We start from the raw sequence: 23,295 nt of genomic DNA on the forward strand, positions 1-23,295 counted from the left end.
GAGCGGCCTGGGCCACTCCTGCAGCAGCCGGCTAGCGCGGAGTGAGGATCTTCGTCAGGTAGTCCGGCGTGCCCTCGATGCGTTCGAGGTGCGGGTAGCGCGGGCCGTCGTGGTAGTCGACGTCGATGCTGCGATAGCGATCGAACTCCCTGACCATCAGCCGGATCGGGGCCTTGCCGCCTTTCGCCGCCTTGATCGCGTCCTCCATGATGTCCTTGTCGTAGGCGATGTCGTTGACCGCGACGATCGTCATGCCGGTGCCGACGCCGGCATCGAATGCCGGGCTGTCCCAGCGCACTTCGATGACATTGCCGCCCTTGCCGATGTTCAGCCCGATGGAATAGATGAAGCCCGCCGCGCCGCTGTCGCCCTTCATCTGCGCCTTGGCATAGGCACTCGGCTCATCCTTGTAGACCAGCTTCCAGCCGCTGGCCTCGATGCCACCGGTCAGCGGCGCCTTGCCGTCGAGGCGGTCGCGCAGGAACCTCGCCCAGTCGTCGTGCGCCACGCCGTCGAGCGTCGCGACCACGTCGTCGAAGGTGTAGGTGGCCTGCCGCTTCCATTCGCCATCCTCGATGCCAAAGAACGCGCGCGCGAAATCATCCAGCGATTTTTTCCCGCCGCTGAGCTTGCGGATGCGCGCGTCGGCTTCCAGCCACACCATCTGCCCGCCGGAGTAGTAGTCCTCGCTCATCTGGTAGCCGCGGTACGGCTTGGGCCGGCGCCGGGCGACGATCGGGTCGTTGGTCGTGTCCTGCAGCGCGCGCCATTCCAGGCCCGGCCGGTTGTCGGCATAGGTCGCCGCGACCAGCGCCAGCGCGTCGCGCGAGGCCTGCATCGGTCGCAGTCCCGCGCGCGCGGTCAGCACGTTGCCCCAGTACTGGGTCTGGCCTTCGTAGACCCACAGCAGGCTGCCCTGCATCGGCACGTTGTAGTTGGGCGTCCACAGGTCGGCGGGACGGCGGAATTTGCCGTTCCACGAATGCGTGTACTCATGCGCGAGCAGATCGTCGCTGCCGGCTTTCCTGTCCCAGCCGGTGAAGTAGTCGGTGCCTAGGCCGTTCTCGCTGGAGCGCTGGTGCTCCAGCCCGTTGCCGCTCATCTGCTTCGACAGCGAGAACAGGAAGTCGTAGTGGTCGTAGTGCTGCGAGCCGTACAGCTTCAGCGCCTGCTTCACCAGTTCGCGATGCTGCTCGACATGCTCGGGCTTGGCTTCAAGATACTTGGCCGCATCGGCGACCACGTTCAGCCGCACCGGCACCTTCGCGCCCGGGGCGAGGTCGATGGTCTTGAAGTAACGGCCCGCGTACACCGGCGAATCGACCAGGATGTCCAGCGGCACCGGCTGGTACCGCACGGTGTCGCCCGCGCGGCTGGCGACATCGAGCGCGCTCGCGGCCTGGAAGCCCGCCGGATAGGTCACCGAAGCCGCGTACTGGATGCGGCTGGCGTAATGCCCGGCCGGATACAGCACCACCGCGTTCCACTGCAGGTTGAGCATGTCCGGGGTCATCACCACGCGACCCTGGTCGCGGCCGGTGGGCGTGAGGTACTGGTACTGCATCGACAGCGACGACACGCCGGACGGCACCTCGACGTGGAAGGCGAACACGTCGAGCGGATCGCGCGTCCAGTCCAGTCGCTGGCCGTTGGCGGTGATCTCCAGCCCGGCGATCTTGTCGATCGGCCCGGACGCGGCGTGGTTGCCTGGCAGCCATGCGGGGAACAGCAGCGTCAGCGGACCTGCCTGCACCGGCATCGTCTGCTTCACCCGGAAGATGCGCTGCGCGGTGTCGGTGGCATCGACGTCGATCGCGATCGTGCCCGGATACGCCACGTCGGCCGGCGGTGGCACTTCGGCGTGCACGAGCCGCGCCGCCAACGGCGACGACAGGGCGAGGACAACGGCGAGCGACAGGCTGGCGAGGTGCGAACGGCGCATGCGGCGATTCCTGCGTATCGGGACAATCCCCATCCTCGCCCGGTATGGTCCGTTCGTCACCATGCCATTGGGCACGGTGGTGAGGCGGTATCCGCGTCGGAGCCCTGTAGGGGCACGACGAGCACTGCTTTTGCCGTTGCGTTTGCTATTGATCTTGACCTTTGTGGGGGCCCCTCCGGAGCGGCGGAGCCGGCGGACAAGACCCGCAGGGCGCCGCACATGGATGTGCGGCGTTTTTCGCAGGGGCAGGATCCCGTTCGAAAAATCCCGCCGGCTCCGCGAACCCGACGCACAGCGTCGGGCGCGCAGGCGGGGTGTGCTTTCTTTGCGCCAGGTTTCTTTGCACAAGCAAGGAAAGGTGGCTCGCGCCGTCACGGCGCGAAAGCTCTTGATCCTTGTGTTTCGATTACCGGGCAGGACAGATCAAGAGCAGCTCGCCACGCTCGCGCCTCATCCGGCGCTTCGCGCCACCTTCTCCCGCGTGCGGGAGAAGGGCTCAGTCGCGCCGCAGCAGGCGCAGCCCGAACCAGTCCTGCGGATCGTTCCACGCACGCACGACCTTCAGGCCCGCCAGTCCGGCGAGCCCGGAGAATCCCGCGTCGGTGTATTTCTGGCTGTATTCGACCTGCATCGCCTCGCCGGCGCCGAAATGGAAAACGTGCCCTTCGACGGTCACGTCCTGCGCCCGGCGGCTGACCAGGAAAGTCTCGATGCGCCCGGCGTTTTCGACGTATTCGGCGCGGTGCGCGAAGCCGTCGAGGTCGAAGTCGCTGCCGATGTCCCGGTTGAGCCGCGCCAGCAGGTTCAGGGTGAACTTCGCGGTCACGCCGTTGGCATCGTTGTAGGCGGGCTCGATGATCGCCGGGGATTTCTGCAGGTCGATGCCGAGCAGCGCGCCGCCGCGGTTGCCCATGGTCTGGTGCATCGCCCGCAGCAGCCGCACCGCCTCGGTGTCGGTGAAGTTGCCGAGGGTCGAGCCGGGGAAGAACACCAGCGCGTGGTCGGCCGCGCGCCTGGGCCGCGGCAGTGGCACCGGCTGGGTGAAGTCGGCGCACACCGGCAGCACTTCGACGTCGCCAAACTCGCGATCCAGGCGTTCGACGCTGGCCAGCAACGCGCTGCGCGAGATCTCGATCGGGGTGTAGGCGACCGGGTCGTCGAGTCCATCGAGCAGGATCCGGGTCTTGCGCCCGCTGCCGCTGCCGTACTCGACCACGTGCGCGCGCGCGCCCACCGCTTCCGCGATCTGCGCCATGCTGGCTTCGAGCAGCGCCAGTTCGATGCGCGTCAGGTAGTACTCGGGCTGGCGGGTGATTTCCTCGAACAGCTCCGAGCCGCGACGGTCGTAGAAGTACTTCGACGGCAGCCGCTTTGGATGTCGCGACAGGCCAGCGAGCACGTCGCCGCTGATGTCGTCGGGCGTCGGCTGCAGGTCGGTCAGCTTGAGCACGGCGCTCACGCCGAATCCTTCGCAAGCCGCACGCCGGAGAACTGCCAGCGCGCCGGCGGCGGGAAGAAGTTGCGATAGCTGGCACGCACGTGGTCGCGCGGCGTGGCGCAGCTGCCGCCACGCAGGATCCACTGCCCGCTCATGAACTTGCCGTTGTATTCGCCGAGCGAACCGGGCAGCGGCCGGAACCCCGGATAGGCCGTGTAGGCCGAGGCCGTCCATTCCCAGACGTCGCCGAACAGCTGCTGCAATCCGCCGGCGCCTGCGGATGCCTGCGGATGCAGCGCACCGGTCTCGACGAAGTTGCCATCGACTCCAACGCCATCCGTGGCCTGTTCCCACTCCGCCTCGGTCGGCAGGCGCGCGCCGGCCCAGCGCGCGAACGCATCGGCTTCGTAGTAGCTCAGGTGGCAGGCGGGCGCGTGTGGATCACGTTCGCGCCAGCCGGCCAGGGTGAACTCGCGCGCGCCGTCCTCGTGCCAGTACAGCGGCCGCTGCCACCCTTCGGCCTGCAGCAGTGACCAGCCGTCGCTGAGCCACAGCTCGGCATTGGCATAGCCGCCGTCGGCGACGAACCGCGCGTACTCGCCATTGCTCACCGGCCTGCACGCCATCGCGTGCGCGGGGACCAGCACGCGGTGGCGCGGCGATTCGTTGTCGTAGGCGAAGCGCGACGCCTGCGGCCACGCCGCGGCGCCGACCTCGGCGATGGCCTCGTCGCGCGCGATCCAGCGCAGCGGCACGTCCTGCCCCGGACGATGCGGCAGGTCTTCGCGGTAGGCCGGCCCCAGCGGATTGCACCACAGCGCGTGCTTGATGTCGGTCAGCAGCAGCTCCTGGTGCTGCTGTTCGTGGTGGGTGCCGAGCAGGATGACGCGCTCGGCCTGTTCGTCGAAGTCATCCGCATCGAATCTCCTCGCCATGCGCGCATCGACTTGTTCCCGATACTCGAGCACCTCGATCAGCGACGGTCGCGACACCAGCCCGCGTCGCGGCCGCGCATGCATCGGGCCGACGCTGTTGTAGTAGCTGTTGAACAGGTAGTCCCAGTGCACGTCGACCGGCACGTAGCCGGGCTGCGCGCCGAGCACGAAACGCTCGAAGAACCAGGTGGTGTGGGCCAGGTGCCATTTCGCCGGGCTGGCGTCGGGCATGCTCTGCACCATCGCGTCCTCGGCCGACAGCGGCGCGGCCAGCGCGATGCTGCGCGCGCGCACCGCGCGGTAGCGGTCGGCGAGCGTGGACGTTGCTCGCTGCGCGTCGCGGCCGGCAACGGGCGGGGCGGAAGACACGGGCATGGCACGAGGATAACGCGCCCGTTTCAACGCCAGGTGACGGGAGCCGCAGTCGATCGCGCGCGCCACGCGCACCGCCTCCGCAGTACAGTGCGGCGATGGTTACGCCGCGCGACACATCGGCCGGACTCGTTTCCGCCGCACCTGCGGACCTTGGCGCTGCCGCCAGCGCATTCATGCCGTCGGGCGACGTGCTGTATCTCGCCTGCGCCGCGATGGCGCCGCGGCTGCGCGCCGTGCAGGCCGCCGGACTGGCCGCACTCGACGCCGGCGCCGCGCCATGGCAGGCGCCGCCGGAACCGCCGGAAGCCATGCTCGAACGACTGCGCGGCGGCATCGCGGCACTGCTCGACGGCGATTCCGGTGCGATCGCCGCGGTGCCGTCGGCGTCCTACGGCCTCGCCACCGCGGCGCGCAATCTGCCGCTCGATGCCGGCGACGTCGTGCTGGTACTCGAAGGCCAGTTCCCCTCCAACCTGCTGCCATGGCAGCAGCGCTGCGCCGAACGCGGTGCGCGCCTGGTCGGCGTGCAGCGCGGTGAGGGCGGGGACTGGACCGCCGCGGTGCTCGCCGCGCTCGAGTCCGGCCCGCTGCCGCGCATCGTCGCGCTGCCGCAGGTGCGCTGGGACGACGGCGCGCTGCTCGACCTCGACCGCATCGCGCCGCGCGTGCACGACATCGGCGCGGCGCTGGTGCTGGACCTGAGCCAGAGCCTCGGCGCGCTGCCCGCGGACCTCGCACGCTGGCGACCGGATTTCGCGGTGTCGGTGGGCTACAAGTGGTTGCTCGGCCCGGTCGGCCTGGCCTGGCTGTGGTGCGCGCCGCACTGGCGCACGCTCGGCCTTGCGATCGAGCAGCACTGGTCGGCGCGCGATGCCGGCGACGGCTGGCGGTTTCCGCTCGACGACGCGCCGCTGTATCGCGCCGGCGCGCTGCGCTTCGATGCCGGCGGACTCGACGATCCGGTGCGGCTGGCAATGGCGGCGGCCGGCGTCGCGCAGGTTGCGGCCTGGGGCGTGGCGGCAATCGCCGACGCATTGGGCGAACGCACCCGCGCACTGGATGCGGCGCTGGACGCGCAAGGCCTGTCACGATGGAAGACGCCCGGCCACGCACCGCACATCACTGCATTGCGCCCGCCCGCGGATCAGCTCGACGCGGTGTTCGCGGCGTTCCAGCGCGAACGCATCGTCTGCACGCGACGCTACGGGCTGCTGCGGATTGCGCCGCACCTGCATGTCGAAGTCGAGGACATGGCGCGCGTGGCGGCCGTCGCGGCCGCTGCAACCTGCTAAGCAGCCGCCAGTTTTCGCAGGAGAGGCGCATGGCCGCGAGCCTTTGTCCTCTTCCCAGTCTTCGCGGGGCTAGATCAGAAGCCCGCGGCCATCAGCCGCTCCTGCAAGAGCGGGCGCTAGGCGCGCGCGGCGATCCGCAGGCCACGCGGCGTCATCACCCGTTCGACGACTTCGAACACGCCCTGCACCAGCAGTGCGAGCACCGCAGCGGGAACCGCGCCTTCGAGGATCAGGCCGATGTCGTCGAGGCGGATGCCCGCGAGGATCGGCTGGCCGTAACCGCCGGCACCGATCAGCGCGCCCAGGGTCGCGGTGCCGACGTTGATCACCGCGGCAATCTTGATGCCGGCCAGGATCGTGCGCAGCGCCAGCGGCAGTTCGATTCGCCACAGCCGCGTGCGCGGCGGCAGGCCGATCGCGGCGGCGGTCTCGCGCAGTTCGCGCGGGATGCCGGCCAGGCCGGCGTGCGTGTTGCGCACGATCGGCAGCAGGCTGTAGAGGAACAGCGCGGCAATCGCCGGCTTCGCGCCGATGCCGAACAGCGGGATCATGAACACGAACACCGCCAGCGACGGCAGCGTCTGCAGCACGCCGGTCAGCGACAGCACCACCTGCCCCAGCCGCTTGCGGCGCGCGGCGAAGACGCCCAGCGGCAGCGCCACCAGCAGGGCAAGCCCGAGCGAGATCCCGACCAGCGCCAGGTGTTCGCGCGTGCGCTGCCAGATGCGCGCGGCGCGGCCGCTGGCGGTGGGCGCATCGACGCCGAGCCAGCCGGCGGCGACGTCGGCCTCCTTCTCGTGGTCCAGCTTCACCCGCGCGTTGAGCCGCTGCATCGTCGCCGCGTCGATGCGCCCGGCCATGCCACGCAGCGCAGCCACCCACGCCGGCGCGCGCTGCGCGAGGTCGGCGCGGTACAGGTACACCGCCGCGTACGGCGGGAAGTAGTGGCGGTCGTCGTCGAGCACCCTCAGCCCGTAGTACGGGATCTCGGCATCGGTGCCGTACAGGTCGGTGATGTCGATCGCGCCGCTGGCGAGCGCGCGATAGGCCAGATCGTGGTCGAGCCCGTCGGGCTTTTGCGGCAGGCCGTAGGTGTCGCGCAGGCCGGGCCAGCCATCGGCGCGCTGCATGAACTCGTTGCTCAGGCCGAGCCTGAGTCCGGGATGCGCGCGCAGGTCCGACACCGTCGCGATGCCCAGCGCCCGTGCGCGCTGCTCGCGCATGCCCAGCGCGTAGGTGTTGTCGAAGCCGATCGAATCGGTCATCGCCAGCCCGCGCCGCGCCAGCGCCGTGCGCAGCGTGGCGATGTCCGCACCGGGTATCTGCAGCAGCTCTTCGGCGAGCGTGCCGGTGTACTCGGCGTAGGCATCGACCTGCCCGTTCTCCAGCGCGCGCCAGAGGATGCGGGTGCCGCCGAGCTGGCGCCTGTGTTCGACCTGCAACCCCTGCTGGCGCGCGAGGCCGGCGCCGATCTCGCCAAGGATCACCGCTTCAGTGAAGTTCTTCGAGCCGATGACGAGATGGGTGCCGGCCTTGGCCGTCACGCGGATACCCTGCGCCGCGCCAGGCGCTCCGGCCGACGCCGGGCTGGACATGCCGACGGCCATGCCGAGGAGCACCACGCAGGCTCGCCATCGTGCTGCCGTCGCTCCCGAAAGGGCGGTGCGCAGATGCACCAGCCGCGCGATGGGCAACGCCGGGGCCACGGCGGTCGCGAGGGGATTCACGCCACTTCGCCGATGCTGCGCTGTGCGGTCATGAACTCGCGCACGAACGGATCGGCCGACGCATCGAGCAGGTCGCGCGCGCTGCCCTGCTGCAGCACGCGGCCATTGCGCAGCAGCACCAGCGTGTCGCCGAACCACGCCGCTTCGGCCACGTCGTGCGTCACCAGCACCACCGTCTTGCCGAGCGCGTCGAACAGGTCGCGCATCTGCGCCTGCAGCTCGTGGCGCACGACCGGGTCGAGCGCGCCGAGCGGCTCGTCGAGCAGCAGCACCCGCGGGTCCAGCATCAGCGCGCGGATCAGGCCGACGCGCTGGCGCTGGCCGCCCGACAGCTCCGCCGGGTAGCGCGACAGCGCCGTGAACGGCAACCGGCACAGTTCCGCCAGTTCGCGCAGCCGCGCTTCGATGCGCGAAGCGTCCCAGCCCAGCGTGCGCGCCAGCAGCGCGGCGTTACCGGCGCCGGTGAGATGCGGGAACAACCCGCCTTCCTGGATCACGTAGCCGATGCGGCGGCGCTGTTCGAGCAAGGTCGCGCGGCGCAGCGGTTCGCCGTCGAAGCGCACCTGGCCGCTGTCCGGCCATTCCAGTCCCACCAGCATGCGCAGCACGCTCGACTTGCCGGCGCCGCTGGGCCCGATCAGCGCGGTGGTGCTTCCGGCCGCGATCGACAGGTCCAGCGCATCGAGCGCGATCGTCGGCCCGTAGCGCTTCGAGACCTGGCGCAGTTCGAACATTGCGCGAGGATATCGCAGGTCGGGGCAACGCCTCCGAAGGCTTCTGCGTTGAGCGCAACGGATTCGCGTTTCGTCACTGCGAAGGAATCAAGCGCCGTCTGCGGCGTGATTCCAGCCTGCGGCTGCATCACGCATTGCCGATGCGCCCGGGCGTGCGCGAACAGCCGCCGGGGGCGTCGCCTGACCTACGACTCGCGCTGCCAGGCCAGGCAGCGGTTGTTGGCCGGCATCGCGACGTCGTCGACCAGTTGCAGGCCGATTGCACGCGCCAGTGCGTCCACTTCCTCGAAGCCACGAATGCCCGAGCGCGGGTCGCGCGCCTTGAGCCAGCCATCGAAATCGCGGTTGCTGTCGCTGGTATACGCGCCGCCGCGATTGAACGGCCCGTACACGACAACGCTCGCCGAATCCGCCAGCACGCCGGCCATTCCGGCAAAGAACGCCTGCACCTCGGCCCAGCCCATGATGTGCAGCGTGTTGGCGCTGAACACCGCGTCGAATCGCCCGGCCGGCCACGGACCGCGCGCGACGTCCAGTTGCAGCGGTGGCGGGGTGTTCGGCAGGCCCGCCTCGTCCAGCCACGCGCGGATGCCGGCCAGGGACTCGGCACGATCCGAGCACTGCCATTCAAGCCACGGCATCGCCGCGGCGAAATGCACCGCATGCTGGCCGGTGCCGCTGCCGACCTCCAGCACGCGGCGGCGCTCGGCGAAGCGGTCGCGCAGCACCGCGAGGATCGGCTCGCGGTTGCGTTCGCAGGCGGGGGCGAAGGGCTTGTCGATGGCCATGGTTGCGGATGGGAGCGTGCAGGTGGCGTTGCGGTGGTGCGTCTTGCGGCTTCTGCGCATCATGGCGCCATGACGACGTTCGCGCACGCCGCCGGCATGGTCTTGCCGCTGCCGCCGGATCGCTGGCCCCCGCCGGCCGGCGGCATCCGCCTCGACGGACTGGCCTTCGACCCCAAGCCGGAACTCCACGTCACCCTGGTCGGCAGCGCGCTGGGGCGCGAGCTGCAGGCGACGTTCGGGGCGTCTGCAATAGCGCGGGTCCGCGAGGCGCGGAATGCCCTGGACTGGCGATTCGAACGCAGCGGCCGTCTCGTGTTGCTGCGCAAACCGCTCGCCGGATGCAGCAAGGGCTCCGTCGCGCATTCGATCATCGAACTGGTCCACCTGCCCGCGATGGCACCTTTCCATCGCGCACTGGGGTGGCTGCTCGGGCGCCAGCTGCCGGTGCCGCCCGCGCACGTGACGCTCTACACCGCCGGCGACGCACGGGGCATCGGGGCCTCGAGCCCGGCGCGGCTGCGTGCGTTCACCGTTCGGGTGGTGGCCGCGAATGAAATCACCGGGGCGCGGGCAAGGGCGTAGGCAGGCAGGGCAAGCCCCCTTTCCCGCGACATGCGCGTTCCCCGCCGCGCCCGCAATGCCGAGCCGGGCTGCGCGTCTCACCGGCTGCGACAGCCTTCCGCTCCACTGTCGATTCTTCACGGGGGCGGCAGATGGCACAGGCACTGGCAAGGCGGGTCGAGGACGAGGAGCGCGCGCTGGCGCTCGATGGCGCGGGCCGCCGCAGCGGCGACGGCGCGGCGCTGACCCGTGCACTGGCGCGGCGCTACGGCAACCGGATCACCGGCAACTTCACCCTGCCCGGGCGCGACGGCGCCTACGCACCGATCCCCGACGACGTGCCCGAAGGCCTCAGGTCGGCGCTGCACGCGCGCGGGATCACGCGCCTCTACTCGCACCAGGCCGAAGCCTGGCACGCCACGCGGCGCGGCGAGCACGTCGCCATCGCGACGCCCACGGCTTCGGGCAAGTCGCTGTGCTACACGCTGCCGGTGGTGGCTGCAGCGATGCAGTCGCGGGCGAAAGCTCTCTACCTGTTCCCGACCAAGGCGCTGGCGCAGGACCAGGTGGCGGAACTCCTGGAACTCAACAACGCCGGCCGGCTCGGCGTGAAAGCCTTCACTTTCGACGGCGACACCCCCGGCGACGCGCGCCAGGCGATCCGCCTGCACGGCGACATCGTGGTCAGCAATCCGGACATGCTCCACCAGGCGATCCTGCCGCACCACACCAAGTGGGCGCAGTTCTTCGAGAACCTGCGCTTTGTCGTGATCGACGAGGTGCACACCTATCGCGGCGTGTTCGGCTCGCACGTGGCCAACGTGCTGCGGCGCCTGAAGCGGGTGTGCGCGTTCTACGGCGCGAGCCCGCAGTTCATCCTGTGCTCGGCGACGATCGGCAACCCGCGCCAGCACTGCGAGGCGCTGCTCGAGGCGCCGGTGCATGCGATCACCGAATCCGGCGCGCCGACCGGCGACAGGCACGTGCTGCTGTGGAACCCGCCGGTGGTCAACAAGGACCTGGGCCTGCGCGCGTCGGCGCGCTCGCAGTCCAACCGCATCGCCCGCATTGCGATCAAGTCGGGATTGAAGACGCTGGTGTTCGCGTCGAGCCGGCTGATGGTGGAAGTGCTGACCAAGTACCTCAAGGACGTGTTCGACCACGACCCGCGCAAGCCGCCGCGTATCCGCGCCTATCGCGGCGGCTACCTGCCCACCGAGCGCCGCGCCGCCGAGCGCGACATGCGTGCCGGCCGCATCGACGGGATCATCGCCACCTCCGCGCTGGAGCTCGGCGTCGACATCGGCAGCCTCGACGTGGTCGTGCTCAACGGCTACCCCGGCACCGTGGCCGCGACCTGGCAGCGCTTCGGCCGCGCCGGCCGCCGGCAGCGGGCGAGCCTTGGCGTGCTGGTCGCCAGTTCACAGCCGCTGGACCAGTACGTGGTGCGGCATCCGGACTTTTTCGCCGACGCGAGTCCCGAGCACGCGCGCATCGCGCCCGACCAGCCGCTGGTGCTGTTCGACCACATCCGCTGCGCGGCGTTCGAGCTGCCGTTCGAGGCCGGCGACGCATTCGGCCCGGTGGATCCCGAGGTGTACCTCGAAGCACTGGCCGAAACCGGCGTGGTGCACCGCGAGGGCGCGCGCTGGGAGTGGATCGCCGACAGCTACCCGGCGCAGGCGGTGTCGCTGCGCTCGGTGGCCGACGGCAACTTCGTGGTCGTCGACCGCACCGACGGCGCGCAGAAGATCATTGCCGAAGTCGACTACTCGGCCGCCGCGCTCACCCTGTACGAGGGCGCGATCCACATGGTGCAGTCCACCCCCTACCAGGTGGAAAAACTCGACTGGGAAGGCCGCAAGGCGTTCGTCGCGCGCACCTTCGTCGACTATTACACCGACAGCATCGACTTCACGAAGTTGAAGGTGCTCGACCGCTTCGACGGCTGCGCAGCGGGCCGCGGCGATGCCCACCACGGCGAGGTGCACGTGGTCCGGCGCGTCGCCGGCTACAAGAAGATCCGCTACTACAGCCACGAGAACATCGGCTACGGCCCGGTCAACCTGCCCGACCAGGAGCTGCATACCACCGCGGCGTGGTGGCAGCTGCCGCAGGCGGTGCTGGTCGCGGCGTTCGCATCGAAGCAGGACGCGCTCGACGGCTTCCTCGGCGCCGCGCACGCGCTGCACGTGGTGGCGACGGTGGCGGTGATGGCCGACGCGCGCGACCTGCAGAAGTCGGTGGGCAACGGCGACGGCGCGTGGTTCGCAACCCAGGACGGCGGCGGCCGCGGACGCGCACGGGACCAGGACGGCAAGGCCGTGGCGATCGGCGGCGACACGCCCACGGACGATGGTGCGGGCGACGGCGTGCTGGTCGAAACCGCGCGATTCGTGCCCACGGTGTACCTGTATGACAACTTCCCCGGCGGCGTGGGCCTGAGCGAACCGCTGTGGCAGCGCCAGGCCGAACTGGTGGCGCGCGCGCGCGAGCTGGTCGCCGCCTGCGATTGCAGCAGTGGCTGCCCCGCCTGCGTCGGCCCGGTGCTCGCGTCCGACGAGACGAAGACGCTGGCAACGCCGAAGCAGCTGGCGCTGCAGGTGCTCGGCCTGCTGACCGCGTCGACAACGTGAGGGCCGCACGCCATGGTGGGAGCGGCTTCAGCCGCGAGCTTTTCAGCTCCCTCCCCTGCGAAGGCAGGGGAGGGTTGGGGAGGGGTGTGTTTGGGATCATCGCGAACCGTGAGTACCCCCTCCCAGCCTCCGCCTGCCTTCGCACGGGGAGGATCCAAGCCACAAGCTCGCGGCTGAAGCCGCTCCTGCGAGAACGCTGGCGATGAGCATCTCGCTGCAGAAGCTGCGCGCGCTGCGCCGCGAGGTCGGTGGCGCCTCCGCCCCTCCCCGTGCGAAGGCAGGCGGAGGCTGGGAGGGGGTTGCGTCGGATCCGGCACAACCCTCCGAAAGCAGCGCGTGCGCCAGTGCAAGCCCACGCCAACCCTTCGACGCCGTCGCAAACGAAGGGACCCTGCTGCACGATCCGCATCCGCGCGTAGGGAAACCGAAACCCGCCGCGCAATCGATCGAGTCGCTGCGCCGCCTGCTTGGCATCCGCGCACGCACCGTCACACAGTTGCCTGCACGCGGACCGGTCGACCGCTCGCTGCCCGGCGAGGAGATCGCGTCCGGCGTGCGACTGGTCGAAACGCACCTGCCGATGCCCGCTCCGCCGGCGACCTGGTCGCTGGCCTTCTCCGCGCGCGCGTCGATGCGCCTCGATTCCGCCGCGCAGGTCGACGTCGACCCGCGCGACCTGCTGTTCTTCGACACCGAGACCACGGGGCTTGCCGGCGGCACCGGCACCCGCGCCTTCATGATCGGCGCGGCGGATTTCCATCGCCACCCCGAACGCGGCGACGGCCTGCGCGTGCGCCAGCTGCTGATCGCGACGATGGCCGCCGAGGCCGACATGCTGCGCGCGTTCGCCGGCTGGCTGTCGCCGCGCACGGTGCTGGCCAGCTACAACGGCCGCTGCTACGACGCGCCGCTGCTCAGGACCCGCTACCGGCTGGCGCGCCTGCCCGATCCGCTGCACGCGCTGGCGCACGTCGACCTGCTGTTCCCGTCGCGCCGACGCTGGCGCGGGCGCTGGGAAAACTGCCGGCTGGCGACGATCGAACGCGAGGCGCTGGGCGTGGTGCGCGAAGACGACCTGCCCGGATCGCAGGCGCCCGCGGCATGGCTGCAGTACCTGCGCGGCGGCTCGTCGGCGCTGCTGGGGCGCGTTGCCGCGCACAACCACCAGGACGTGGTGACCCTGGCCCTGCTGATGGCGAAACTGGTGGCGTTGCACGGCGACGAGGCGACGGGCGCGGGTTAACGTTTTGCACACGGCGGCGCCGGCACGCTCGCGGTTTCCGACCCGGAGCATGTCGATGGCCACCTTCTCCCGCCTCTTCCCCGTTTCGCTCGCGGCCGCCCTGGCGCTTTCGCTGGGCGCCTGCGCGTCGAGCCAGGACGGCGCCGCGCCATCCGCTCCACCGGCGTCTTCAGCGCAACCGGCGCCGGGGACGCCCGCGCCGGAAGCACCGCCGGCCACCACCCCGGGCGACGCCACCGCGCAGTGCAATGCCGACGCCGCGCAGTCGTTCGTCGGCCAGGAGGCCGCCGACACCACCGTGGCGCAGGCGCAGGCCGCCGCCGGCGCCACCGGCGCGGTGCGCGTGATCAAGCCCGGGCAGCCGGTGACGATGGACTACCGCGTCGACCGCCTCAACGTCGAGGTCGACGCGCACAACGCGATCGTCCGGATCACCTGCGGATGATGCCGCGGTGGCCGTGCCGTCCACGCAACCGCTGACGCCAACCGCCTTCTCCTGACCGCTGCCGGAACGCCGCGATGCGACGCAATGCCTGGCTTATCATCGGACTGCTGCTGCTCGCCCTCTGGGCGTGGTCGCAGCGCGGCACGCAGGCCCCCGCACCGGCCGCCGGGACGTCGGCGAGCCGCCCTGCCAACACGCACGCACCAACGACGATGCCACCGGTCGGTTCGGCGTCGCGCGCACCGGCTGCAGGTCAGGGCTATCCCGCCTGGCTACCCGCCGAAGCGCTCGACACGCTCGCCCTGATCGAACGCGGCGGCCCCTATCCGCACCGCCAGGACGGCGCCAGCTTCCAGAACCGCGAGCGCCTGCTGCCAGCGCAGCCGCGCGGCTACTACCGCGAGTTCACCGTGCGCACGCCCGCGGCCGGCGACCGCGGCGCGCGCCGCATCGTCAGCGGCGGCAATCCGCCCGTCGAGTTCTTCTACACCGCCGATCACTACCGCTCGTTCCGCCGCTTCATGCCCGCGGAGGCGCGGCAGTGAGCGCGCAGGAGCTGGGTGCACTGCTGGCCGACGCAAGCCAGAACGGCGCCTATTTCATCGACGTGCGCGACCGCGAGGGGCTCGAAGAAATCGCCCGCGGGCTGGGCTTCGCAGTGGCCGCGATCGATTTCGCCGGCTGCGACGGCAGGGACGAGGTGCTGGAGCGCTTCGCCGCCGCGCTGCGCTTCCCCGAATGGTTCGGCGGCAACTGGGACGCGCTGGCCGACTGCCTGGGCGACCTCTCGTGGTGGCCGGCGGACGGCTACCTGCTGCTGCTCGACCACGCCAGCGCGTGGCGCGTATCGGAGCCGTTCGATTTCGCCACCCTGCTGGAGATCCTCAACGACGCCGCGATGTCCTGGTCGGCGCAGCGGCTGCCGTTCTGGGCGCTGGTGCCGCTGTCGGCGGCGGCGCTGGACGAGGTACTCGAACCGGGCTGACGGCGACGCGCCTGCGCGCCGCGCGTGCATCGACCCCGTGCGCCGATGAATCGTGCGCAACACCGGGCGCCCCAAAGCCGATTCCACGATTTCATTCGGGAAAACTAACGCGGCGGCTACATGTCGCTTCGCACACTGCACGTGTCTCCCGGTGACGAGGAAACCACGCATGAGACGCGTCATTTTCCCCATTGCCGCATCAGCGGCGCTGCTGGTGCTCGCGTCCTGCGGCAAGAACGACGACGGCGCGATGCCGCCCGAAGCCGCGCCGCCGGTGGAGCAGCCCGCGCCGGCAGACACGCCACCCCAACCCGCGCCGCCAGCGGACGACACCATGGTGCCGCCGCCCAACGACGAGATCATCCCTCACGACACCACCATGCCGCCGCCGGTCGACACCCCGACCGACCCGCAGAACCCGGACGCGCCGACCGATTCCACGGCGCCGCCCGCGGGCTGACCTCCCTCTCTCTCCAGGTCCAGCTCATTGCCCACCTTCCTCCGGGAAGGTGGGTTTTCTTTGTCGCGCCGGTCGCCGCGTCAGTCCTTGCTGCCGCCGCTGAAGTCGAGCGGCTCGCGGGACGGCTGGGCATCGAGGCGCCAGCCCGCCTCCCGGGTCCGCTCGCAGTCCTTCGACACCGGTTCGCCGGGCTGGCTGGGTGCGCTGGCGCACAGCGGATTGGCGTCCACCGCGGCGTTGCTGTCGCGATACTCGACGCTGCCGCAAGCGCTCGCGGACAGGGTGACGGCGAGCAGCACCGCAATCCTCACGACGGTGGCGTGCAAGGCCGTGGCCTGCATGATCGGAAAGCGCATGGCGAAACCCCCGCGTTGGTCGATGGCGTGGCCGGGATTGTGCCGCATCGCGCGTGGGACCAGCGCTCCGCCGCCGCCTTGCGTATTACGGCCAAGGTGCGGGCGCCGGCAGGTTCGGTGGCGAAGCTGTTCCGGCCTGATGGGCCGGAGCAGTCTGGTTTGCGACCTGGGCCGCTGCTGCAAAAGCCCGGTCGGTCAGTTCCCGCCGATCAGGCGCGCAGTGGACACGGCGAGCTGTTCCGCGGCGTTGCCGAGCGCATCATGGCCGCCATCGGCATACACGCCGCGACCTTCGGCCATCCGCGCCGCCACGTCCTGCGCGATCCTGCTGCCCTGCTCGAACGCACCGCGCACCGCGCCGTCGAACGCCGACGCCGCATCGGTCGCGCTGGAAAAGCCGCCCGCCGCCACGTCGTTGAAGGCACCGCGCGCGACGTCGGTAAGCCCGGAAATGGCACGCGCCACGTCGCCGACATCTGCTGCCGACGGCACGTGGCCGCCGAGCACGCCGGCGGCGAGCGAATTGATCGTGCCCTGCAGGTTGCCGGCATTGAAAGCGCCGGGCACGCCCTGGGCAAACGAGTTGATGGCCATGTCGGCCACCGCCTGCATGGCCGCCGGCATGCCGCTGGACGCCACCGCATCGTGCGCCGCTTCGCTGAGCGAACCACCGATCAGGCCCTGCGCCACCGCGGCGATCGCGCCGGGCAGGCCGCCGGTGATCGCACCCATGACCGCCGCGCCGACGATGCCCTGCATGTCCTCGGCGCTGATCCCCAGCGCCTGCCCGAGCTGTCCGAGCGCCTGCGACAGGCCGACGTTCTCGGCCATCGAACTGACCGCGCTGCTGATCGCCGACGACAGCGCGTCGACCGCCTGGCTCACCGCATCGGCCGCGGCGCTTGCGGCGTTTGCCGCGCTCGCGGCATCCGCGCCGCTGCTGCCGCTGTCGCCCGCGCCACCGGCGCCGCCTGCGCCACCGCTTCCATCGCTCATGGTCATGTCCTGCAAACCGGGAATGCCACGAAGGTAGGCGCCCGGCGCCGCGGATTGAACCTAGTGCCGACCCGAGGACGCTCGCCGCGAAACTCAGGCTGGCGGTGCGGTTGCGGCTGCCTGGTGCAAGATCCCGGGCCCGCTCAACGCCCGGTCTTGTCGAGGAAGCGCAGGAACTCGGCGCGCGTTCGCGCATCGTCGCGGAACCCGCCGAGCATCTTCGAGGTCACCATGCTGACGCCGCGCTTGTGGATGCCGCGCGTGGTCATGCACTCGTGGCTGGCCTCGATCACCACGCCGACGCCGCGCGGCGCCAGCACGTGCTGGATGCAGTGCGCGATCTGCGCGGTCATCTTCTCCTGCACCTGGAAACGGCGCGCGTAGGTATCGACCACGCGCGCGAGCTTGCTGATGCCGACCACCTTGCCGTCGGGCAGGTAGCCGACGTGGGCCTTGCCGATGATCGGCGCCATGTGGTGCTCGCAGTGGCTCTCGAACTCGATGTCGCGCAGCACGATCATCTCGTCGTAGCCGGCCACTTCCTCGAACGTGCGCTCCAGGTACTCGCGTGGCTCGCTGGCGTAGCCGCTGAACCAGTCGCCGTAGGCGTCGACCACGCGCTTGGGCGTGTCGAGCAGGCCCTCGCGCGCCGGATCGTCGCCGGCCCAGCGCAGCAGGGTGCGGACCGCTTCCTCGGCCTGCCGGCGGCCGACACCGTTGCGTTGTTCCTCTGGATCGGCCATGGCGCGGCTCCGATGGGGGGACGCGCATGGTACCGCGCGACGCCAGCACCTGGCAGGCGCGGGTGGCTCAGTGTCCGCGGTGCGCGGCGCCGGGCTCGACGTCGTCGTGATGGCGCCATGCGTCGCGCACGGCGCCGCGCGCCTCGGTCCACTGCAGCCGGGAATCGGCCTTGCAGCGCAGCCAGTCTCGCGCCAGCTGTGGTTCGATTTCCTCGAAGCGTTCGCCCGGATGCTCCTCGCGGGCGAGGTATCCGTAGCGGTACGCCGGGGCGTAGTCGCGCCAGTTGCGTCCGGTCGAGTAGTACGGCGCGTCGCGATAACGCGCGCGGTAGTGCGCTTCGTCGTAACCGTCCGATGGCGGTTGGGGAGGGGGGCAGTGGCGTTGCATGGTCACGTGCTCGAAGGACGTTGGTCGTGCGTCCGGCTGGTGCGCGTGCGGGCGCCCGTCGTGGCGTTCGTTGCAGCTCAGGCTATCGATCGCCTGGTGGCCTTGCCGTGAAGCTTCGACGCCGGCGCCTGAACGTGGCGGGGCGTCACCGCGAGGAAACGCGCGAAGGATCGTTGCCATGCCGCGGCGACTCGCGACGCGGGGCTGGCCGATCGCGCTGCGACGCGCAACAGCAAGGTGGCCATCGTCCTGGCCGCAGTTCACGTCCGTTTGCGTCGCAGCGCCGCGCGCCCGCGACGCGCGGGCAAGATGCGGGCGTCCCGCGCATGACCTTCTGCCGTGGTCCGCGCCTGGCTTCCGCCCGCACAATGCGCGATCACCCCGCTCAGGAGAGCCTCGTGCGCTTCATGTCCGCCCGCAAGCCCCTTGTCATCGCACTCGCGCTGGCGCTGCCCTTCGCCCTCGTTGCCTGCAAGCAGCCCGCCGCCAACGCCGCGTCCACCGGCGCCGCCGCCACTGCCGCCACCAGCGACCAGGAGGATGAATCCGCGCGCCTCAACGCCTGGTTCGACAGGAAGTACGAAGAGCAGCTCCGGTTCACCCCCATCCAGCTGACCTTCCTCGGCCGCAAGGAGCTCTACGACCAGATCGACGACATGTCCGAAGCCGGGCTGCGCAAGCAGCTGGCCTGGCAGGCGGCATCGGTCGAGGAGATGGAAGCCGGCTTCGACTACGACAAGCTTGATCCCGAGGCGCAGCTGTCCTGGGACCTGTGGAAGAAGCAGTACGAATCCGCCCGCGACGGCCTGCCGTTCCTGCTCGACGGCTATCCGTTCGACCAGATGAACGGCATGCAGAGCCAGGCGCCGATGTTCATGATCAACTTCCACAAGGTCGACGAAGAGTCCGACTACGTCGCCTACGTCTCGCGCCTGCGCAAGTTAGGCACGGCCTTCGACCAGCTGCTCGAACAAGGCCGCGCGTCATCGGCCAAGGACATCCGTCCGCCGAAGTTCGCCTACGAGGGCGTGATCGACCAGTCGCGCAAGGTCATCAGCGGTGCGCCGTTCGACGACGGCACGGACAGCGCGCTGTGGGCCGATGCCCAGGCCAAGGCCGACGCATTGGCGAAGGACGGCAAGATCACCGTCGAGCGCGCCGCGGAACTGAAGGAAGACGCGCGCAAGGCGCTGCTGGAAGACGTGAAGCCCGCCTACGAGCGCATCATCGCCTTCGCCGAAAGCGAGCTGCCCAAGGCCGCCGTGAACCCGACCGGCGTCGGCCAGACCCACCCCGATGGCCCCGCGTACTACGCCTACCAGCTCAAGCGCAACACCTCCACCGACATGACCGCCGAGCAGATCCACGAGCTCGGCCTGTCGGAGGTCAAGCGCCTGCGCGGCGAGCTGGAGAAGGTGCAGGCGCAGATCGGCTTCGAAGGCGACCTGCAGGCCTTCTTCAAGCACATGCAGGACGACCCCGCGCGCCTGTTCCCCAATACCGACGCCGGCCGCCAGGCCTACATCGATGAAGCCACCGAGGTCATCGACAACATCAAGCAGCACCTGCCCGAGTACTTCGGCCTGCTGCCCAAGGCCGATCTCGTGGTCAAGCGCGTGGAAGCGTTCCGCGAACAGGACGGCGCCGCGCAGCACTACTACCCCGGCACGCCCGACGGCTCGCGCCCAGGCATCTACTACGCGCACCTGTCGGACATGAACGCGATGCCGAAGACCGAACTCGAGGTGATCGCCTACCACGAGGGCCTGCCCGGCCACCACATGCAGATCTCGATCGCGCAGGAGCTCAAGGGCATTCCCAGATTCCGCACCCAGGCCCGCACCACCGCCTACAGCGAAGGCTGGGGCCTGTACGCCGAATGGCTCGCCAAGGAGATGCCCGGCACCTATGAGGACCCGTATTCCGAATACGGCCGGCTGATGTCGGAAATGTGGCGCGCGATCCGCCTGGTGGTGGACACCGGCATGCACGCCAAGGGCTGGACCGAGCAGCAGGCGGTGGACTACTTCCGCGCCAACAGTTCGGTGCCGGACGCGGCGATCAGGTCCGAGATCCAGCGCTACCTCGTCTATCCCGGCCAGGCCACGGCCTACAAGGTCGGCATGATCCGGATCCAGGAGCTGCGCCGGAAGGCGGAAAGCGAACTGGGCGAAGGGTTCGACATCCGCGGCTTCCACGACGCGGTACTCGGCGGCGGCGCGTTGCCGCTGGATCTGCTTGAGCGACGCGTGGACGGATGGATTGCGAAGCAGAAAAAGACCACGGCCTGACGGCCGCGGTCGATGCGAAAGGCCGGGCACCTGCCCGGCCTTTTTTTATCGCGCGCGCCTGCCTTGCAGGAGCGGCGGAAGCCGCGCGCTTTTGCTGCCTCCCGCCGCGAAAGCAGGGGCTGAGCAAGGCCGCTCGCGAGCCATTGGCCCGTGGCCTGACGAACGCCATCGTGCCGTGTTCGATGGCCGCGCGGGTTGCGGAGGGCGCCTTTGGGATCAGCGCGAACCGTGGACACCCCCTCCCAACCTCGCCCTGCCTGCGCGGGGGAGAGGCAACAGCAAAAGCTCGCAGCTGAAGCCGCTCCCGCGGGTTCGCGGCCAACTCCTGCGATGATGCACGCATGACCACGCCCGCCGCCTTCGCATCACTCCCACTTTCACCGGCCCTGCTGCAGGGCATCGATGCGCTCGGCTATGCCGCGACGACGCCGGTCCAGGCGCAGTCGCTGCCGCCGATCCTCGAAGGGCGCGACGTGATCGCGCAGGCGCCGACCGGCAGCGGCAAGACTGCGGCGTTCGGGCTGGGCCTGCTGCATCGGCTCGACCCGGCGCGCGGCGACACCCAGGCGCTGGTGCTGTGCCCGACGCGCGAGCTCGCCGACCAGGTCGGCAAGCAGCTGCGGCGGCTGGCCACCGGCATCGCCAACGTCAAGGTCTCGATCCTGTGCGGCGGCATCCCGCTCGGGCCGCAGCTGGCTTCGCTGGCGCACGCGCCGCACGTGGTGGTCGGCACGCCCGGCCGCGTGCAGGAACTGGCGGCCAGGGGCGCGCTGTCGCTCAAGACCGTGCGCACGCTGGTGCTGGACGAGGCCGACCGCATGCTCGACATGGGCTTCGAGGATGCGATCCGCGACCTGGTCAGGCGCACCCCGAAGGATCGCCAGGGCCTGCTGTTCTCGGCCACCTTCCCCGATGCGATCCGCGCGCTGGGCAAGGCGATGCTGCGCGACGCGCTCGAGGTCAGCGTCGGCGATGGTGCGCAGCCGGCCGCGATCGAGCAGCTCTTCTACGAAGCCGACCCCGCGCGCCGCGCGCCGCTGCTGGCCGCGCTGTTGCTGCACCATCGCCCGGAATCGGCGGTGGTGTTCTGCAACACCCGCGCCGACACCGTCGAGGTGGTCGGCTCGCTCGCCCACTACGGGTTCTCCGCGCTCGCGCTGCATGGCGACATGGAGCAGCGCGACCGCGACGAGGTGCTGGTGCAGTTCGCCAACCGCAGCTGCTCCGTGCTGGTGGCCAGCGACGTCGCCGCGCGCGGGCTGGACGTCGAGGACATCGGCGCGGTGGTCAACTACGAGCTGCCGACCGACGCCGACACCTACCTGCATCGCATCGGCCGCACCGGGCGCGCCGGGCGCAGCGGCCTCGCGCTGAGCCTGTGCACGCCGCGCGAACTGCCGCGCGCGACCGCCATCGAGGAACGCCAGGGCCAGCCGCTGCGCTGGGAGAAGCTGCAGCCGCTGGCCGGCAAGGCGAGCAATGTCCCCACCGCGGCGATGGCCACGCTGCGCATCGACGCCGGCCGCGGCGACAAGCTGCGCCCCGGCGACATCGTCGGCGCGCTGACCGGCGAGGCGGGATTGCACAAGGACGCGATCGGCAAGATCGACGTGTTCGCCACGCGCAGCTACGTGGCGATCGCGCGGGCGAAGGTGGGACAGGCGCTCGCGCACCTGCGCAGCGGAAAGATCAAGGGTCGCAAGTTTCGCGTGCAGCGGCTGTAGCCGAACCCGCCCGACCCGCGTAGGAGCGGCTTCAGCCGCGAGCCTTCGGCGGGTCCCACGCCGTTCCGGCGGTTGTTCCTGCCCGGCTCCAAAGGCTCGCGGCTGAAGCCGCTCCTACAAAAGCGCGGGCGACGGCCTGTCTATTCCGCGGCCTCAGGCGCGCCCATGTTGCCCCTGCTGTACATGCCGGAGCGATCGAAGCAGCAGGCGCGGCGCATGCCGGACGCCAGCTTGTCGCAGGCGGTGCCGATGCGCTTCCCGCGCGTTTCGGCCTGCTTGCCCGAGACGATCCACGCGATCCAGTCGCGCCGCGCCACCGGCGTGATGTCGGACCACGTCGCCTTTGCCTCGGGGTTCGCCGCGAGCGCCTTGCGCAGGTCGGCGGGCACCCTGGGTTCCGGTTCGACCTGCACCGGCGCGATCTCGAGCGCGACGCCGTCGCCCACGTCGACGCCGGCGGCCTCGCGCAGGGCCTTGTCGACCTTGAGCCAGTGGCTGCCGTGGCCGTCGGGTTCCAGCGTCGCCTGGAAGGCCTGGGCTTCGAGGGTGCCGTCGACGGTCACCATGCTGCGCGTCGGCAGCTTCGCGCTCGCACTCGCGGGCAGCACGAGGAATCTCCACGCCGCACCCTTCGGGTTCGCCGGGCGCAGCAGTGTCGCCTTGAAACGGATCGTGCCGTTGGCCTTTGCCATGGCGGAAACTGTACACCGCATCGGCGATCCTTCAGTCATGAATCCCGGATGCGACCTGCGGCGTGATCAGCCAGCGCAGGGCGGAACCACCGGAGGTGTGTCCGCGGAACGCGCGCGACCAGGCGCCGTCGGCAACGGTCCCGCTTTTGGCGCAATGCGCCTCGCGACCTTCCATGGAACCCACTTTGCAGCGCGCCGCGGAATCCGCCTTGCGGGTTCCACCCTGCGCTTCAGGCAGTCGCCGGCGTTCCGGCCTGCGGGCGCCAGCCGAGCACGCGCGCCGGCAGCGTGAGCAGCGCGGACAGGAAGGCGAACAGCGCCGAGAACGTGATGCCGACCAGGCGGAACGGCAGCGACACCAGCCACGCCAGCGGCCACAGCACCAGGGCCAGCAGTGCCAGCGGCCAGCACAGCACCAGCAGCACGCACCACAGCAGCAGGACGAAAAGGGTCTTCATGGTCGGGCCTCGCGAACGATCACGGCGCTGCACGCGCAGCAGCGGCCACCGTGCCCGGCGACGGCGCACGGCCGCAAGCGGAATGC

General features: G+C 70.3%; 21 protein-coding genes and 2 pseudogenes. 10 read left to right on the forward strand and 13 right to left on the reverse strand.

Annotated features, from left to right (window positions below; genetic code table 11):
* Positions 1-31 precede the first annotated feature (31 nt).
* The 3 genes from H570_RS0102610 to egtB all read right to left on the reverse strand — a co-directional run bounded on the left by H570_RS0102610 (position 32) and on the right by egtB (position 4,690).
* Positions 32-1,942, reverse strand: coding sequence for a M61 family metallopeptidase (locus H570_RS0102610; RefSeq protein WP_027079390.1), 1,911 nt, complete (start codon positions 1,940-1,942; stop codon positions 32-34).
* A gap of 496 nt (positions 1,943-2,438) precedes the next feature.
* On the reverse strand, positions 2,439-3,401 hold the full coding sequence (gene egtD / locus H570_RS0102615; RefSeq protein ID WP_027079391.1) for an L-histidine N(alpha)-methyltransferase: 963 nt from the start codon (positions 3,399-3,401) through the stop codon (positions 2,439-2,441).
* A complete protein-coding gene (egtB, locus tag H570_RS19285; protein ID WP_036134973.1) occupies positions 3,398-4,690 on the reverse strand; it encodes an ergothioneine biosynthesis protein EgtB in 1,293 nt (430 codons plus the stop codon). The genes egtD and egtB overlap by 4 nt, the downstream gene beginning before the upstream one ends.
* Before the next feature lie 95 nt (positions 4,691-4,785).
* Between egtB and H570_RS0102625 the strand changes: the two genes are divergently transcribed.
* A complete protein-coding gene (locus H570_RS0102625) occupies positions 4,786-5,982 on the forward strand; it encodes an aminotransferase class V-fold PLP-dependent enzyme (RefSeq protein WP_027079393.1) in 1,197 nt (398 codons plus the stop codon).
* Positions 5,983-6,098: 116 nt separating this feature from the next.
* Here H570_RS0102625 and H570_RS0102630 read toward each other — a convergent pair.
* The 3 genes and pseudogenes from H570_RS0102630 to H570_RS0102640 form a co-directional block, all read right to left on the reverse strand.
* Positions 6,099-7,502, reverse strand: a pseudogene (locus tag H570_RS0102630) (ABC transporter permease/substrate-binding protein); the annotation flags it as partial.
* Positions 7,503-7,705: 203 nt separating this feature from the next.
* Positions 7,706-8,443: an ATP-binding cassette domain-containing protein gene (locus H570_RS0102635; RefSeq protein WP_027079395.1), complete on the reverse strand. Its 738-nt coding sequence runs from the start codon at positions 8,441-8,443 to the stop codon at positions 7,706-7,708.
* Positions 8,444-8,628: 185 nt separating this feature from the next.
* Positions 8,629-9,231, reverse strand: a complete 603-nt coding sequence (locus H570_RS0102640; RefSeq protein WP_036135120.1) for a DUF938 domain-containing protein — start codon at positions 9,229-9,231, stop codon at positions 8,629-8,631.
* 69 nt (positions 9,232-9,300) lie between these two features.
* Here H570_RS0102640 and H570_RS0102645 point away from each other — a divergent pair, with 69 nt between their 5' ends.
* From H570_RS0102645 to H570_RS16100, 7 genes and pseudogenes are all read left to right on the forward strand, one after another.
* Entirely contained in the window at positions 9,301-9,813 is a 513-nt protein-coding gene (locus tag H570_RS0102645; RefSeq protein WP_027079397.1) for a hypothetical protein, read from the forward strand.
* A gap of 131 nt (positions 9,814-9,944) precedes the next feature.
* The gene (locus H570_RS16095) at positions 9,945-12,428 is read left to right on the forward strand and encodes a DEAD/DEAH box helicase (protein ID WP_051176028.1); all 2,484 of its coding nucleotides are present in this window, start codon (positions 9,945-9,947) and stop codon (positions 12,426-12,428) included.
* A gap of 424 nt (positions 12,429-12,852) precedes the next feature.
* Positions 12,853-13,671 (forward strand): annotated as a pseudogene (locus tag H570_RS0102655) (ribonuclease H-like domain-containing protein); the annotation flags it as partial.
* A gap of 55 nt (positions 13,672-13,726) precedes the next feature.
* The gene (locus H570_RS0102660; RefSeq protein ID WP_084499770.1) at positions 13,727-14,116 is read left to right on the forward strand and encodes an I78 family peptidase inhibitor; all 390 of its coding nucleotides are present in this window, start codon (positions 13,727-13,729) and stop codon (positions 14,114-14,116) included.
* A 74-nt stretch (positions 14,117-14,190) separates the two neighbouring features.
* Positions 14,191-14,661: a guanyl-specific ribonuclease gene (locus H570_RS0102665; RefSeq protein WP_027079400.1), complete on the forward strand. Its 471-nt coding sequence runs from the start codon at positions 14,191-14,193 to the stop codon at positions 14,659-14,661.
* Positions 14,658-15,101, forward strand: a complete 444-nt coding sequence (locus H570_RS0102670; protein WP_051176030.1) for a barstar family protein — start codon at positions 14,658-14,660, stop codon at positions 15,099-15,101. The genes H570_RS0102665 and H570_RS0102670 overlap by 4 nt, the downstream gene beginning before the upstream one ends.
* Before the next feature lie 169 nt (positions 15,102-15,270).
* On the forward strand, positions 15,271-15,561 hold the full coding sequence (locus tag H570_RS16100) for a hypothetical protein (protein WP_036134976.1): 291 nt from the start codon (positions 15,271-15,273) through the stop codon (positions 15,559-15,561).
* An 80-nt stretch (positions 15,562-15,641) separates the two neighbouring features.
* Here H570_RS16100 and H570_RS0102680 read toward each other — a convergent pair whose 3' ends face one another.
* The 4 genes from H570_RS0102680 to H570_RS16105 all read right to left on the reverse strand — a co-directional run bounded on the left by H570_RS0102680 (position 15,642) and on the right by H570_RS16105 (position 18,044).
* Positions 15,642-15,917, reverse strand: coding sequence for a hypothetical protein (locus tag H570_RS0102680; RefSeq protein WP_027079402.1), 276 nt, complete (start codon positions 15,915-15,917; stop codon positions 15,642-15,644).
* A 195-nt stretch (positions 15,918-16,112) separates the two neighbouring features.
* A complete protein-coding gene (locus tag H570_RS0102685; RefSeq protein WP_156899807.1) occupies positions 16,113-16,913 on the reverse strand; it encodes a hypothetical protein in 801 nt (266 codons plus the stop codon).
* A gap of 143 nt (positions 16,914-17,056) precedes the next feature.
* On the reverse strand, positions 17,057-17,656 hold the full coding sequence (gene folE, locus H570_RS0102690; RefSeq protein ID WP_027079404.1) for a GTP cyclohydrolase I FolE: 600 nt from the start codon (positions 17,654-17,656) through the stop codon (positions 17,057-17,059).
* A gap of 67 nt (positions 17,657-17,723) precedes the next feature.
* A complete protein-coding gene (locus H570_RS16105) occupies positions 17,724-18,044 on the reverse strand; it encodes a hypothetical protein (protein ID WP_051176032.1) in 321 nt (106 codons plus the stop codon).
* 407 nt (positions 18,045-18,451) lie between these two features.
* On the opposite strand from H570_RS16105, the gene H570_RS0102700 reads away from it, so the two are divergent.
* Complete coding sequence (locus tag H570_RS0102700; RefSeq protein ID WP_036135126.1) at positions 18,452-20,335, forward strand: DUF885 domain-containing protein; 1,884 nt, start codon at positions 18,452-18,454, stop codon at positions 20,333-20,335.
* A gap of 341 nt (positions 20,336-20,676) precedes the next feature.
* The gene (gene dbpA / locus H570_RS0102705; protein ID WP_027079406.1) at positions 20,677-22,059 is read left to right on the forward strand and encodes an ATP-dependent RNA helicase DbpA; all 1,383 of its coding nucleotides are present in this window, start codon (positions 20,677-20,679) and stop codon (positions 22,057-22,059) included.
* A gap of 140 nt (positions 22,060-22,199) precedes the next feature.
* Here dbpA and H570_RS0102710 read toward each other — a convergent pair whose 3' ends face one another.
* From H570_RS0102710 to H570_RS0102720, 3 genes are read right to left on the reverse strand one after another with little or no spacing between them, the layout of a single operon-like run.
* Complete coding sequence (locus tag H570_RS0102710) at positions 22,200-22,751, reverse strand: YdeI/OmpD-associated family protein (RefSeq protein ID WP_027079407.1); 552 nt, start codon at positions 22,749-22,751, stop codon at positions 22,200-22,202.
* A gap of 31 nt (positions 22,752-22,782) precedes the next feature.
* The gene (locus tag H570_RS18765; RefSeq protein WP_156899808.1) at positions 22,783-22,926 is read right to left on the reverse strand and encodes a hypothetical protein; all 144 of its coding nucleotides are present in this window, start codon (positions 22,924-22,926) and stop codon (positions 22,783-22,785) included.
* 55 nt (positions 22,927-22,981) lie between these two features.
* Entirely contained in the window at positions 22,982-23,209 is a 228-nt protein-coding gene (locus H570_RS0102720) for a hypothetical protein (RefSeq protein ID WP_027079408.1), read from the reverse strand.
* Between the last annotated feature and the right edge of the window lie 86 nt (positions 23,210-23,295).

It is taken from the genome of Luteimonas mephitis DSM 12574, assembly GCF_000422305.1.
In the GTDB taxonomy this organism is placed as follows: Bacteria; Pseudomonadota; Gammaproteobacteria; order Xanthomonadales; family Xanthomonadaceae; genus Luteimonas; species Luteimonas mephitis.

Coding starts and splice junctions, on each gene's coding strand:
- H570_RS0102610 (WP_027079390.1), bottom strand. CDS start 1,942: ATGCGCCGTTCGCACCTCGCCAGCCTGTCGCTCGCCGTTGTCCTCGCC.
- egtB (WP_036134973.1), bottom strand. CDS start 4,690: ATGCCCGTGTCTTCCGCCCCGCCCGTTGCCGGCCGCGACGCGCAGCGA.
- H570_RS0102625 (WP_027079393.1), top strand. CDS start 4,786: ATGGTTACGCCGCGCGACACATCGGCCGGACTCGTTTCCGCCGCACCT.
- H570_RS0102635 (WP_027079395.1), bottom strand. CDS start 8,443: ATGTTCGAACTGCGCCAGGTCTCGAAGCGCTACGGGCCGACGATCGCG.
- H570_RS0102640 (WP_036135120.1), bottom strand. CDS start 9,231: ATGGCCATCGACAAGCCCTTCGCCCCCGCCTGCGAACGCAACCGCGAG.
- H570_RS0102645 (WP_027079397.1), top strand. CDS start 9,301: ATGACGACGTTCGCGCACGCCGCCGGCATGGTCTTGCCGCTGCCGCCG.
- H570_RS16095 (WP_051176028.1), top strand. CDS start 9,945: ATGGCACAGGCACTGGCAAGGCGGGTCGAGGACGAGGAGCGCGCGCTG.
- H570_RS0102660 (WP_084499770.1), top strand. CDS start 13,727: ATGGCCACCTTCTCCCGCCTCTTCCCCGTTTCGCTCGCGGCCGCCCTG.
- H570_RS0102665 (WP_027079400.1), top strand. CDS start 14,191: ATGCGACGCAATGCCTGGCTTATCATCGGACTGCTGCTGCTCGCCCTC.
- H570_RS16100 (WP_036134976.1), top strand. CDS start 15,271: ATGAGACGCGTCATTTTCCCCATTGCCGCATCAGCGGCGCTGCTGGTG.
- H570_RS0102680 (WP_027079402.1), bottom strand. CDS start 15,917: ATGCGCTTTCCGATCATGCAGGCCACGGCCTTGCACGCCACCGTCGTG.
- H570_RS0102685 (WP_156899807.1), bottom strand. CDS start 16,913: ATGAGCGATGGAAGCGGTGGCGCAGGCGGCGCCGGTGGCGCGGGCGAC.
- folE (WP_027079404.1), bottom strand. CDS start 17,656: ATGGCCGATCCAGAGGAACAACGCAACGGTGTCGGCCGCCGGCAGGCC.
- H570_RS16105 (WP_051176032.1), bottom strand. CDS start 18,044: ATGCAACGCCACTGCCCCCCTCCCCAACCGCCATCGGACGGTTACGAC.
- H570_RS0102700 (WP_036135126.1), top strand. CDS start 18,452: ATGTCCGCCCGCAAGCCCCTTGTCATCGCACTCGCGCTGGCGCTGCCC.
- dbpA (WP_027079406.1), top strand. CDS start 20,677: ATGACCACGCCCGCCGCCTTCGCATCACTCCCACTTTCACCGGCCCTG.
- H570_RS0102710 (WP_027079407.1), bottom strand. CDS start 22,751: ATGGCAAAGGCCAACGGCACGATCCGTTTCAAGGCGACACTGCTGCGC.
- H570_RS18765 (WP_156899808.1), bottom strand. CDS start 22,926: ATGGAAGGTCGCGAGGCGCATTGCGCCAAAAGCGGGACCGTTGCCGAC.
- H570_RS0102720 (WP_027079408.1), bottom strand. CDS start 23,209: ATGAAGACCCTTTTCGTCCTGCTGCTGTGGTGCGTGCTGCTGGTGCTG.